Source organism: Serinicoccus kebangsaanensis, assembly GCF_008919445.1.
Taxonomy (GTDB): Bacteria; Actinomycetota; Actinomycetes; order Actinomycetales; family Dermatophilaceae; genus Ornithinicoccus; species Ornithinicoccus kebangsaanensis.
Genome location: NZ_VSLG01000021.1, coordinates 17,283 through 29,712, shown reverse-complemented (window position 1 = coordinate 29,712; position 12,430 = coordinate 17,283). Strand labels below are relative to the sequence as shown.

The window sequence follows — 12,430 nt, the reverse complement described above, 5'->3', positions numbered from 1 at the left end:
GTTACCGAGGCACACTGAGGGCCCCGGTCCCGGTCCCCGACCGGTCCGAGGCACCGGGCGGCGACGGGAGCGGGAGATGCGCAGCAGCGAGGAGGCGGGCTACGTCGACTTCGTCGACGCCAGCCGACCCACGCTGCACGCGTATGCCTGGCTGCTGACCGCCGACGCGCACGCCGCCGAGGACCTGCTGCAGGAGACCTTCGTCCGCATGTACGTCCGGTGGCGCCGCGTCGCGACCGGCCAGCCGCTCGCCTACGCCCGCCGCATCATGTCCAACCTGCACACCGACCGCTGGCGCAGGGCCCGGCGGGAGACGCTGACCGACGAGCTGCCGGAGCAGGCATACCGCACGGACGAGCCCGCGGTGGTGGACCTGGTGCGGGCCCTGCAGCAGCTGTCACCGCGCGAGCGGGAGTGCGTGGTGCTGCGGCACTACCTCGATCTGTCGGAGAAGGAGACCGCGGCCACGCTCGGGGTGAGCGTCGGGGCGGTCAAGAGCTACACCTCGAAGGGCCTGGCCGCGCTGCGGCCGTTGATGCAGGAGGAGCGCCATGTCTGAGCAGCTCACCCGGATGTTGGAGCGGGTCGCCGAGCAGGCACCACCGAGCCACCTCGGTACGGACGCGTTGCTGCAGGCCGGACGCGGGCGGGTCCGCCGACGCCGCGCCGTCGGGCTGGGGTCCGGTGTGGGTGCGCTGGCCGTGGCCGGGGCCATCTGGCTGGGGCTGGGCGACCCGCTCGGTGCGCCGGAGGTGTCGCCGGCGTCCGTGACCTGGGAGGTGGACGAGCCGACCACCCTCACCCTCGTGGACCGCGACGGGCCGGACGACGTGTCCTCGGTCGTCGTGACCCGCACCGTCACGGGCTCGGAGGCGAGCCTCGTCGTCGACGGCGAGCAGGAGACCGTCGCGGGGACGACGACAGGCTTCGGCGCCGAGCTGTATGCCGGTGAGCGGGCGAGCGTCCTCGTCTGGCGGCAGCCGGACGCCGCCGAGGGCGCGCAGGTCGTCCCGGCAGCGCCCGGGTTCGGCGAGATCGGCGCGGCCGAGGCAGACGGCGGCCTCTGGTATGCCGTCTTCCACGAGCCCGCGCACGTGCCCCAGGACCTGCTCTTCCACGGGGGTGGCGCGGTCTGGACCGCCGGTGGGGAGGTTGCGGAGACTGCCGTGGTCGCCCACGGCGGGGTCGAGCGGACGGTCTTCTCCCTCTCCGGACTGGGGCTCGGCGGTGTCGTGACCGAGGGCGTGGACCTCGTGCCCCAGGGTGATGCCGTCGTCGGCGTCGACCGGTCGCCGTGGTGGCGCGGTGGCGATGAGCGCGACTGGGTCCTGGCCCGGCTGCCGCAGGAGGCGGCGCAGGCTCGCCTGGTGACCGACGCCCCCGGGACGCACGTCGGCGGTGGGACGGTGGTCGACACCGTGCCGCTGGGGGACAGCACGTTCGCCCTCGCGTCGCGCCCGGCCGCGCCTGGGTCGGGGCAGGTCTACGGTCCTGACCTGCAGTGGTCGGCCGACGGTCAGGAGTGGCACGACCGGGACGGTGAGGTGGTCTCCTCCGGCGGGCTCGCGGGCGTGGACCTATTGGGCGACGGCGAGCAGCTGCGTGCCGCGCGCGCAGGCGTCCCGCTGGAGCCGCTCGCGGACCTCGGGGACGGGCTGTGGGCGTGGCAGGAGCGCGACCGGGAGGCCGTGGTGCTCGTCGCTCGTACGCCGGACAGCCATCCGACAGCCGAGCTGCAGCCCATCGTGCGGTGGACGTCGATGGACTCGGCGCCCGTGTCCATCGCGCCGCAGTTCGTCGCCGAGGAGAGCACGGTCGAGGTCGCGGGGGAGGAGCTGCAGGCCATGCTGCTCGACCTGGGTGACGAGCAGCTCGTCGGCGCAGCGTCGGTCAACTCCCTCGTCACCGAGGGCACGGTGCAGGTGCTCGGGGGCCCGTCGATCGAGCCCGCCCTGGGCGAGATCGGTGAGGTGCGGGTGTCCGCGGCGGAGGGGGTCGACCACTGGGCGATCTGGACCGATGCGGCCACCCCCGGCGTCGTCGACGGTCCTGGGCTGACAGCGATCCAGCTCGACGACGACACATGGAGCCTGGTCGCCCGGCTGCCGGGAGGCGATGCGGATCCGGTGCTCGTGCCGCGGGAGGCGGACATGACGGTGGAGCAGCCTCTGGGTGCGACCTCCGAGAGCGGCGGGACCCGCTGGTGGGCGCTCACGCTGCAGGCACCCGGCCGCGACGACCTGCGTGAGGTGATCTCGGGCCTCGACACCGACGGTGACGGGGAGACCGACCTCCCGCTGGACCTCCTCATGCCGGCGAGCTGAGCCACGTCGCCGGGCGGACGGCATACCCGATGCGTCGTCGATCGGCCGACCTAGACTGGTGACCCATGAGTCACGTCCTGTCCGCGGTCGCCTGGCCGTATGCCAACGGCCCGCGCCACATCGGCCACGTCGCCGGGTTCGGCGTCCCCTCCGACGTCTTCAGCCGCTACATGCGGATGGCGGGGCACGAGGTGCTCATGGTGTCCGGCTCGGACGAGCACGGCACCCCCATCCTCGTCCAGGCGGACAAGGCGGGGCAGAGCCCGCAGGAGTTCATCGACGCCAACCACGCGCTCATCGCGCAGGACCTGACCTCGCTCGGGGTGTCCTACGACCTCTACACGCGCACCACGACCGCCAACCACGACGAGGTCGTGCAGCAGATGTTCCTCGCCTGCCACGCCAACGGATACCTCATCGAGCAGACGCAGCAGGTCGCGATCTCACCGTCGACGGGTCGCACCCTGCCGGACCGCTACATCGAGGGCACCTGCCCGATCTGCGGGTATGCCGATGCGCGCGGCGACCAGTGCGACAACTGCGGCAACCAGCTCGACCCCGCCGATCTGCTGGAGCCGCGCTCCAAGATCAACGGGGAGACGCCGGAGTTCCGCGACACGCAGCACTTCTTCCTGGACCTGCCCGCGCTCGCCGAGGCGCTCGGCGAGTGGCTCGAGGGGCGCGAGGCGAGCGGCCTGTGGCGGCCCAACGTCATCCGCTTCTCGACCAACATCCTGTCCGAGATCCGGCCGCGGCCGATCACCCGTGACATCGACTGGGGCATCACCATCCCGCTGGAGGGTTGGCGGGAGAACCCGACGAAGAAGCTCTACGTCTGGTTCGACGCCGTCATCGGCTACCTGTCGGCATCTGTGGAGTGGGCGCGGCGGCTCCCCGGGGAGCAGGGCGAGCGCTGGCGCGAGTGGTGGAACGGGTCTGATGCCCTGACCTACTACTTCATGGGCAAGGACAACATCACCTTCCACTCCCAGATCTGGCCGGCCGAGATGCTGGCGCACAACGGGCAGGGCTCCAAGGGTGGAAAGGTCGGCCCCTACGGCGAGCTCAACCTGCCGACGGAGGTGGTCTCCAGCGAGTTCCTCACCATGGAGGGCAAGCAGTTCTCCACCTCGCGCAACGTCGTCATCTACGTCCGTGACGTGCTGGAGCGCTACCAGCCCGACGCGCTGCGCTACTTCCTCTCCGCCGCGGCCCCGGAGACCGCGGACTCCGACTTCTCCTGGCCCGAGTTCGTCAAGCGCACCAACACCGAGCTGGTGGCGGGCTGGGGCAACCTCGTCAACCGCACCGCCTCGATGATCGCCAAGAACTTCGGCGAGGTCCCGCGGCCGGGCGAGCCCGAGGACGTCGATCGGGCCATCCTGGAGCAGGTGCGGGCCGGCTTCGACACGGTGGGCGGGCTCATCGCCGCGCACAAGCAGCGGGCCGCGCTCGCCGAGGCGATGCGCCTGGTCGGGGAGGCGAACGCCTACGTCTCGGCGACCGAGCCCTTCAAGCTCAAGGGTGAGGACCAGCGGGAACGGCTGGCGACGGTGCTGCATACCCTCGCGCAGGTGGTGGTCGACCTCAACACCATCCTGTCCCCCTACCTGCCGCACAGCTCCACCGCGGTGCACCGGGCGCTCGGCGGCGAGGGCGACTTCCAGCCCATGCCGCGGCTGCAGACCGTGGCCGACCTGGACGACCCCGCGCGCCCCGACTACCCGATCATCACCGGCGACTACTCCGCCGCGCCGCACTGGGAGCACCGGCCGGTCACCGTCGGGGCCCAGGTCGCCAAGCCCTCGCCGATCTTCACCAAGCTCGACCCGTCGGTGGTCGAGGAGGAGCGGGCCCGCCTCGGACTGCTGGACGAGCCCGCGGAAGCCGCGGTATGACCCGACCCACCGCGCCGGATCCGTTGCCGATCCCGGTGGTGGACAACCACTGCCACCTGGACAGCCGCCGCGACGACGCCGACCCGGTGCCGGTGGACCAGGTCGTGCGGGAGGCGAAGGCCGTCGGCGTGGACCGGCTGGTGCAGATCGGGTGCGACATCGTGTCGGCGCGGTGGACCACGCAGGTCGTGGACGAGCACCCGGCGGTGCTCGGTGGCGTCGCGATCCACCCGAATGACGCTCCGGGCCACGAGGTGGCCGGCGACCTCGACGCGGTGATCGACGAGATCGGCACCCTGGCGAGGCACCCACGGATCCGGGTCGTCGGCGAGACCGGCCTGGACTACTTCCGGACCGGCGCCGACGGCGTGGCGGCGCAGCAGCACTCCTTCCGCCGGCACATCGCGCTGGCCAAGGAGCTCGGGCTGGCGCTGCAGATCCACGACCGGGACGCCCACGAGGACGTGCTCCGGATCCTGGCCGAGGAGGGAGCCCCGGCCACGACGGTGCTGCACTGCTTCTCCGGCGGCATGGAGATGGCGCGCGAGTGCGTGCGGCGCGGCTACTACCTGTCCTTCGCCGGCACGGTGACCTTCAAGAGCGCCAAGGGCCTGCGCGACGCGCTGGCGGTGACCCCGCTGGAGCACCTGCTCGTCGAGACGGACGCGCCCTACCTCACGCCGACACCGCACCGCGGCCAGCTCAACGCGCCCTACCTCGTGCCGCTGACGGTGCGGGCCATGGCGGCGACGCTCAACACCTCCGTGCCGCAGCTGTGCGAGGCGCTCTCGGCCAACAGCGAGGCCGTCTACGGGCCCTGGTGAGCGGACTGCCGGTCCGGTCCCGGCCCCTCCTCACCCGGAGTGTGGTCGGCATAGCACAACCCTCATCGGCAAACTTCCCGATGAAGCTTGTGCTAGGCCGTGGTCACTCCGGGAGGCCGGGTGGCCCAGACGTCGGTGCGGAGCGGTGGACCGGAAGCCGCAGGTGGCAGGATGCCTGATGTGGAGCGCGAGAGGGACCCCGCAGCCGAGCGGACCGAGACCCACGAGACCGCACTGCTCGGGCCGGCGCAGATCCGTGCCCTCGCCGACCGGCTGGGGATCCGGCCGACCAAGCAGTGGGGGCAGAACTTCGTCATCGACAAGGGCACGGTGCGGCGCATCGTCCGGACCGCCGACGTCGGCACCGGCGACGTGGTGCTGGAGGTCGGGCCCGGGCTGGGCTCGCTCACCCTCGGACTCCTTCCGCAGGTGCGCCGGGTCACCGCCGTCGAGATCGACCCGGCCCTGGCCACCCAGCTGCCGCGGACCGTGACCGAGCACGCGCCGGAGCTCGCCGCACGCCTGGAGGTCGTGCATACCGACGCCCTGCGGGTCACCGCCCTGCCCGACCCGCAGCCGACCGCGCTCGTCGCCAACCTGCCCTACAACGTGGCGGTGCCGGTCGTGCTGCACCTGCTCGCGACCGTCCCGACCCTGCGCAGCGTGCTCGTGATGGTGCAGCTCGAGGTGGCCGAGCGGCTGGCCGCCGCGCCCGGCAGCCGGGTCTACGGCGTGCCGAGCGTCAAGGCCGCGTGGTATGCCGACGTCACCGGGGCCGGGCGGATCGGCCGCAACGTCTTCTGGCCGGCGCCCAACGTGGACTCCGGCCTGGTGCGGATGGTCCGCCGCGACCCACCGGAGGTGTCGGCGTCGCGGGAGCAGGTCTTCGCGGTCGTCGACGCCGCCTTCGCCCAGCGTCGCAAGACGCTGCGGGCGGCGCTCGCGGGCTGGGCCGGGTCCGCAGCCCTGGCCGAGGCCCACCTGCGCGCCGCGGGCGTCGACCCCCGGGCGCGCGGCGAGGTGCTCACCGTGGGCGACTTCGCCCGGATCGCCGAAGCCGCAGGTCAGCGCCAGTCGTCGACGCCGTGAGGCGACCCCATAGGGTGAGGTCATGACCTTGGGCACGCAGGCGCAGACGGTCACCGTCCGGGTGCCCGGCAAGATCAACCTGGGCCTGTCCGTCGGTCCGCTGCGCGAGGACGGCTACCACGAGCTGTCCACCGTCTACCACGCGGTCAGCCTCTACGACACCGTCACCGTGCAGCCCTCCGACTCCTGGTCGGTCCACGCCTCCGGGCCGTGGGGCGAGGAGGTGCCGACCGACGAGCGCAACCTCGCCCTCGTCGCGGCCAGGACGCTGGCCAAGCGGCGCGCCCGCAAGGCCAAGGTGCACCCGGTCCGGATCGACATCGACAAGCACATCCCGGTCGCCGGGGGGATGGCCGGGGGCAGCGCCGACGCGGCGGCGACCCTCGTCGGCTGCCGGGAGCTGTGGGGTCTGGACCACCTCGAGAACGACCTGCTCGAGATGATCGCGGCCAGCCTCGGGTCGGACATCCCCTTCCTGCTGCACGGCGGCACCGCGATCGGCAGCGGCCGCGGCGAGCACGTCACCTCGGTCCTGGCGCGGGGCGAGCTGCACTGGGTGCTGTGGGCCGGGGAGGGGCTCACCCTGTCCACGCCCGAGGTGTATGCCGAGTGCGACCGGTTGCGTGAGGCGGCGGGGGAGACACCGGCCGCGCCGCAGCCGGGCGGGGCGCTGATGACGGCGCTGCGCCGGATGGACACCGACGAGGTGGCTGCCGCGCTGCACAACGACCTGCAGGAGGCGGCGATCTCGCTGCAGCCGGTGCTGGCCGAGGCGCTCGCGGCCGGCCTCGACCTGGGTGCCCGCGCGGGCCTGGTGTCCGGCTCCGGACCGACCGTGGCCTTCCTCGTCGGCTCCCAGACCGAGGCCATCGACCTGTCCGTCGGCCTGGCCGCCAACGGCCCCACCGGCGACATCGTGCGCGCCGTCGGCCCGGCCCCCGGGGCACAGATCATCCACCAGCGGACCAGCCCCGAGCCCACGCGGGCCCGACCCGACACCGATCGCCCCGGGCCGCTCGGCCCGGTGATCGGCTGATGCCGGCGCCGCCGCGCGCCAGCCTCGTCACCCTCGACCGCGCCCACCTGCTCGCGGGCACCCAGGTGCTGCTGGACGAGGTGTCCGTCGGCGTGCTGGACGCCGACCGGATCGGCGTCGTCGGCCGCAACGGAGGCGGCAAGACCTCGCTGCTGTCGGTGCTCACCGGGCGTCGTGGGCTGGACGCGGGCCGGGTGATCCGCACGGGAGCGGTCAGTGCGGGCATGCTCGCCCAGACCGACGTCCTGGACCCGGCCGCGACCGTGCGGGACGTCGCGCTCGGCGACCTGGAGGAGCACGAGTGGGCCTCGGACGCGCGGGTGCGTCACGTGATCGAGGGACTGCTCGGGGAGAGCGCCTCCGGTGTCGGCGGCTGGGAGGCCGCCGTCGGCCCCCTCTCCGGTGGTGAGCGGCGCCGGCTCGCGCTGGCCGCGCTGCTCGTCGCCGACCCCGACCTGCTGGTGCTCGACGAGCCGACCAACCACCTGGACGTCGAAGGGGTCGCGTGGCTGGCGGCATACCTGTCGGGGCGGCGGGTGCGCCCGGGGAGCGCCCTCGTCGTGGTGACCCACGACCGCTGGTTCCTCGACGCGGTCTCCACCCTGACCTGGGAGGTCGCCGACGGGGAGGTGCACACCTACGAGGGAGGGTATGCCGCCTACGTCCTGGCCAAGGTGGAGCGTCAGCGGGTGGCCCGGGTGACCCAGGAGCGGCGTGCCAACCTCGCGCGCAAGGAGCTGGCCTGGCTGCGGCGCGGCGCACCCGCCCGGACCAGCAAGCCGAAGTTCCGCATCGAGGCGGCCACCGAGCTCATCGCGGGCGAGCCACCGCCGCGCGACGCGGTCGAGCTGGTGCGGTTCGCCACCACGCGCCTGGGCAAGGACGTGCTGGACCTGCTGAACGCCACGGTCACGGCGGGGGACCGTGAGCTGCTCTCCGACGTGACCTGGCGGATCGGGCCGGGCGACCGGTTCGGCATCGTCGGGGTCAACGGGGCCGGGAAGTCGACCCTGCTGCGGGTCCTGCAGGGGCAGCACCCGCTCGCCACGGGCAAGCTCAAGACCGGCACGACGGTGCGGATCGCCTGCCTGTCCCAGGAGCTGCGGGAGCTGGACCGGGTGGCCGGGTGGTCGGTCATCGACGCGATCACCGAGGTGCGGTCGTTCACCATGATCGGCGGGAAGGAGGTCAGCGCGAGCTCCCTGGCCAAGCGGCTCGGCTTCTCCGGCGGCCGGCAGCAGTCCAGGGTCGGCGACCTCTCCGGTGGGGAGCGGCGTCGGCTGCAGTTCGTGCGCCTGCTCTTGGACGAGCCCAACGTGCTGATGCTGGACGAGCCGACCAACGACCTCGACATCGACACGCTCACCGCGATGGAGGACGTCCTCGACGGCTGGGCCGGGACGCTGCTCGTCGTCTCGCACGACCGCTACCTGCTGGAGCGGATGACCGACCGCCAGGTCGCGCTGCTCGGCGACGGCGCCCTGCGCGACCTGCCGGGCGGGGTGGAGGAGTACCTCCGGTTGCGGCAGCAGCTGGGGCGCCCGGCGTCGGCCGGCCGGGCTGGTCGCCAGCAGGAGGGTATGCCCTCGCGCGGCGGCGCCGTCGGTGCACCTGCTCCTGGCGCGCCGGCGGCGACCTACACACCCGCGCAGGTGCGGGAGGCGCGCAAGACCCTGGCGCGGGTCGAGAAGGCCCTGGACCGGCTGCATACCCAGCAGACGCGGTTGCACGAGCAGATGGCGGCCGCCGCGACCGACCCGGAGGAGCTGGCCCGGCTGACCCGACAGGACGCCGAGCTCGCCGCCCAGGAAGAGGCGCTGGAGACCGAGTGGCTCGAGTCGTCGGAGGTGGCCGAGGGCTGAGGATCGGTGCACCTGCACCGATCCTCCCCGGTGGGACCCCTCAGCTGCGCGCGCTGATCTGACGACGCCGCAGGCCGACCAGCCCGAGCACGACGCCCGCCAGAGCCACCAGGGCGAGCCACAGCAACGGCCTCCACGCGATGTCCTCGACCGGCACCTGGGCGGGGTAGTCCAGCGGGGACAACCGGAAGATCCAGTCGGGGACGTCCAGCAGCGCGGCGAAGTTGCCGACGAAGAACATCACCGCCACCAGCGCCCAGCCCACCGGGGCGAGCAGCCGCGGCGCGCACCCGTAGGCGAGCGTGCAGACCCCCAGCGTCACCAGGACGGCGGGCAGCACGTTGAGGTGGGCGAGGAAGGCGTCGCCGAAGATCGAGCCGGTGCCCGTGACCCCGGACGCCGCTGCACCCACCGCGAGCCCGGTGACCAGCATGATGAGCACGGCGCCCACGCCGGTGGCGACCACGTGCGACAGGCCCCAGGTGACGCGAGCCGTCGGGGTGGCCAGGACCGCCTCGGCCCGGCCGGAGTCCTCCTCCGACTTCAGGCTCTGCACGGCATACACGATGAAGGCCGCGGTGAGGTACCCGCCGAAGACGGCGAGGAAGGACATGTAGCCGTCGGCCAGCTGCTCGGCACCGAAGACCTGGCGCAACGCCTCGGGCATCTCCCCGGCCGAGTCGAGCATGACCTGGGTGAAGAGCCCGTCGACCACGCCCAGGACCAGGATGCCGAAGCCCCACGCCAGGACGGGGCCGCGCTGCAGCCGCGCGGCCAGGCCCCACACGGTGCCCAACGACGGCGTCGCCTCGGCGCGTCCGGGGCGCGCGGCGAGCAGGCCCGCCCCCAGGTCCCGCCGGTCCTGCAGCGCGAAGGCGACGGCGATGGTCACCACGGCCAGAGCGACCGGGAGCAGCAGCGGCCACCAGCGGTCCAGCACGTAGGGGGCGGTCTGGCCCGGCCACGCCAGCGGGGAGAACCAGGACAGCGTGCTGCCGCCCTGCTCGGCCATGTCGCCCAGGGCGCGGACCCCGAAGGCGACTCCGAGGACGATACCGGCCAGCCCCGAGGCAGAGCGGGAGTACTCCGAGAGCTGCGCGGTGATCGCGCTCACCCCCGCGAACGCCATGCCGGTCAGGCCGACACCGGCTCCCACCAGCAGCGACCCGGTGGGCGAGAAGTCGTTGGTGAGCGCCAGGCCGGCCACCACGACGGTCGCGGCCAGGTTGGTGATCCCCGCGACGACGAGGGCCGCGGTCAGCCGGGAGTGGCGGCCGGTGACGTTGGCGCGCACCAGCTCGGCGCGGCCGCTCTGCTCCTCCAGCCGGGTATGCCGGGTGATGAGCAGGATGTTCATCAGCGCCGCGAGCAGGTAGAGGTAGAGCGTGTAGCCACCGGCGAAGAAGCTCTCGTAGGTCGGTGGCGTCATCCCGTAGGCCGGCCCGGAGAACATCCGTCCGATCGGCTGGCTGAGCATGGGGCTCGCGGCGGCGAGGTCGTCCTCGGTCGGCGCGATCTGCGGCAGGGCCGCGCCGATGTAGACGACGAACAGGCCGAGCCCGCAGACCCAGGCCGGGAGCTTGATCCGGTCCCGTCGCAGCATGAACCGCACGAGCGTCCCGGTGCCGGCGAACGCCGTGCCCCCGCCGGACGTGCTGGGAGCGCCGCGGCCGCGGTGGCGCGGCGTGGACCGGGTGGACTGGGGCGCGGACCTTGTGGTGGTCATCGAGCGACCTCCTCGGGCTCGGGCTCGTGGCCGTAGTGGCTCACCAGCAGCTGCTCCAGCGTCGGCGGGTGCGCGGTGATGCTCTGGATGCCGTGCTCGGCCAGCCGGGTGATCACCGGGCCGACGTGCTCGCCGTCCACCTCCAGCCGCACCTCGCCGTCGCCGCTGGTGATGTCGTGGACGCCGGTGAGCGACTGCATACCCTCGGCCGGTCGGTCGGTGCGGGCGACGATCGTGGTGCGCGTCATGTGACGCAGGTCGTCCAGGCTGCCGGTCTCGACCACCCTGCCGGACCGGACGATGGAGATCCGGTCGGCGAGCACCTCGACCTGGGCCAGGATGTGGCTGGACAGCAGGACGGTCGCGCCCGCCTGCTGGGCCTCCCGGATGCACTCCTGGAAGACGAGCTCCATGAGCGGGTCGAGCCCTGCCGTGGGCTCGTCGAGCAGGAGCAGGTCGACCGGGGAGGCCAGCGCCGCGATGAGGGCGACCTTCTGCCGGTTGCCCTTGGAGTAGGTGCGGGCCTTCTTGGTCGGGTCCAGGTCGAAGCGGTCGCACAGCTCGGAGCGCCGCTTCGTGTCGAGCGTGCCGCGGAGCCGGGCGAAGAGGTCGATCGCCTCGCCGCCGGTGAGGTTCGGCCACAGCTCGACGTCACCCGGCACGTAGGCCAGCCGGTGGTGCAGCGACACCGCGTCGTCCCACGGGTCGGCGCCGAAGAGCCGGGCGGCGCCCTCGTCGGCCCGCAGCAGCCCCAGCAGCACCCGGATGGTGGTGGACTTGCCCGCGCCGTTGGGCCCGAGGAAGCCGTGGACCTCTCCCTGCGCCACGGACAGGTCGAGGCCGTCCAGGGCGCGGGTGGATCCGAAGGTCTTGACCAGGTCGCTGGTCTCGATCACAGGGCTGGACGTGGAGTTCATGCGCTCTCCTGGCTGGTGTCGTCGGTGTCGGTCGAGAAGGTGAAGGCCTGCTGCGCCCGCTCGGTGAGGAAGCCCTCGGAGAAGAGCTCCAGCATCGTCTGCGTGTAGAGATCGGTCCCGCCCTCGCCGATCAGGTCCTCGCCGAGGAGCCGGTACATGTGCTCGTGCAGCACGAGCGCCCCGAGCGACCAGAGCGTCAGGATGATGACGCGGGCCCGGGGGTTCTGGCTCGGCCGGACCAGCCCGGAGTCGACACCCTGGGCGGTGTAGCCGATCGCGTCCTCGACCAGGTCGTCGACGAACTCGTCGAGCCGCGGGCTGCCCTCGGACAACGTGCGGGCGAGGTAGCGCAGCGCCGGCCGCGCCTCGTCCACGCGGGTGTCGACCTGGATCGGTGGGCCCCCGAGACCGGCCCGCATGGTCTCGGCCTTGGACTCCCGGATGAAGGCCAGCACGCGCTCGTCGCACGCCTCCCGGAGGCGCTCCTTGGAGCCGTAGTGGTGGATCACCAGCGGCGGGGAGACGCCGGCCTGCTCGGCGATGGCGCGGACGCTCGTGGCCTTGACGCCCTGGCGGCCGAAGAGGTCGATGGCGGTGGTGAGGATGCGCTCCAGCCCGGGCTCGACGGTGCTGACCGCAGCCTCGGCCTCGGCGCCGGGTTCGGAAGGGCTGACCATGTGTTCAGCATGGCACTGACTGAACGTTCAGTCAACCCCTTCGCGCACCGACCGTCGCCTGTGGTTGGCCCTGACCC

Annotated in this window: 10 protein-coding genes; 7 read left to right on the top strand and 3 right to left on the bottom strand. The window is 72.8% G+C overall.

Features of this window, described 5'->3' with window-relative positions; genetic code table 11:
- Positions 1-76 precede the first annotated feature (76 nt).
- From FXF60_RS15835 to FXF60_RS15805, 7 genes are all read left to right on the top strand, one after another.
- A complete protein-coding gene (locus tag FXF60_RS15835) occupies positions 77-559 on the top strand; it encodes a SigE family RNA polymerase sigma factor (protein ID WP_151526948.1) in 483 nt (160 codons plus the stop codon).
- Entirely contained in the window at positions 552-2,324 is a 1,773-nt protein-coding gene (locus FXF60_RS15830) for a hypothetical protein (protein ID WP_151526947.1), read from the top strand. Before FXF60_RS15835 ends, FXF60_RS15830 begins: the two co-directional genes overlap by 8 nt.
- 65 nt (positions 2,325-2,389) lie before the next feature.
- The gene (gene metG / locus FXF60_RS15825) at positions 2,390-4,222 is read left to right on the top strand and encodes a methionine--tRNA ligase (RefSeq protein WP_151526946.1); all 1,833 of its coding nucleotides are present in this window, start codon (positions 2,390-2,392) and stop codon (positions 4,220-4,222) included.
- Complete coding sequence (locus FXF60_RS15820) at positions 4,219-5,046, top strand: TatD family hydrolase (RefSeq protein ID WP_151526945.1); 828 nt, start codon at positions 4,219-4,221, stop codon at positions 5,044-5,046. The genes metG and FXF60_RS15820 overlap by 4 nt, the downstream gene beginning before the upstream one ends.
- A 171-nt stretch (positions 5,047-5,217) precedes the next feature.
- Positions 5,218-6,135 (top strand): 16S rRNA (adenine(1518)-N(6)/adenine(1519)-N(6))-dimethyltransferase RsmA, encoded by a 918-nt coding sequence (rsmA, locus tag FXF60_RS15815; protein WP_151526944.1) that lies wholly within the window; start codon positions 5,218-5,220, stop codon positions 6,133-6,135.
- A 22-nt stretch (positions 6,136-6,157) separates the two neighbouring features.
- Complete coding sequence (locus tag FXF60_RS15810) at positions 6,158-7,171, top strand: 4-(cytidine 5'-diphospho)-2-C-methyl-D-erythritol kinase (RefSeq protein WP_151526943.1); 1,014 nt, start codon at positions 6,158-6,160, stop codon at positions 7,169-7,171.
- A complete protein-coding gene (locus tag FXF60_RS15805; RefSeq protein ID WP_151526942.1) occupies positions 7,171-9,033 on the top strand; it encodes an ABC-F family ATP-binding cassette domain-containing protein in 1,863 nt (620 codons plus the stop codon). Before FXF60_RS15810 ends, FXF60_RS15805 begins: the two co-directional genes overlap by 1 nt.
- Positions 9,034-9,073: 40 nt before the next feature.
- Here FXF60_RS15805 and FXF60_RS15800 read toward each other — a convergent pair whose 3' ends face one another.
- The 3 genes from FXF60_RS15800 to FXF60_RS15790 are packed head-to-tail and all read right to left on the bottom strand — an operon-like array spanning position 9,074 to position 12,353.
- Positions 9,074-10,759 carry an ABC transporter permease gene (locus FXF60_RS15800; protein ID WP_151526941.1) on the bottom strand — a complete coding sequence of 562 codons (1,686 nt, stop codon included), beginning with the start codon at positions 10,757-10,759 and terminating at the stop codon, positions 9,074-9,076.
- Positions 10,756-11,676, bottom strand: coding sequence for an ABC transporter ATP-binding protein (locus FXF60_RS15795; RefSeq protein ID WP_151526940.1), 921 nt, complete (start codon positions 11,674-11,676; stop codon positions 10,756-10,758). The genes FXF60_RS15800 and FXF60_RS15795 overlap by 4 nt, the downstream gene beginning before the upstream one ends.
- The gene (locus FXF60_RS15790; RefSeq protein WP_151526939.1) at positions 11,673-12,353 is read right to left on the bottom strand and encodes a TetR/AcrR family transcriptional regulator; all 681 of its coding nucleotides are present in this window, start codon (positions 12,351-12,353) and stop codon (positions 11,673-11,675) included. Before FXF60_RS15790 ends, FXF60_RS15795 begins: the two co-directional genes overlap by 4 nt.
- Positions 12,354-12,430: the final 77 nt, after the last annotated feature.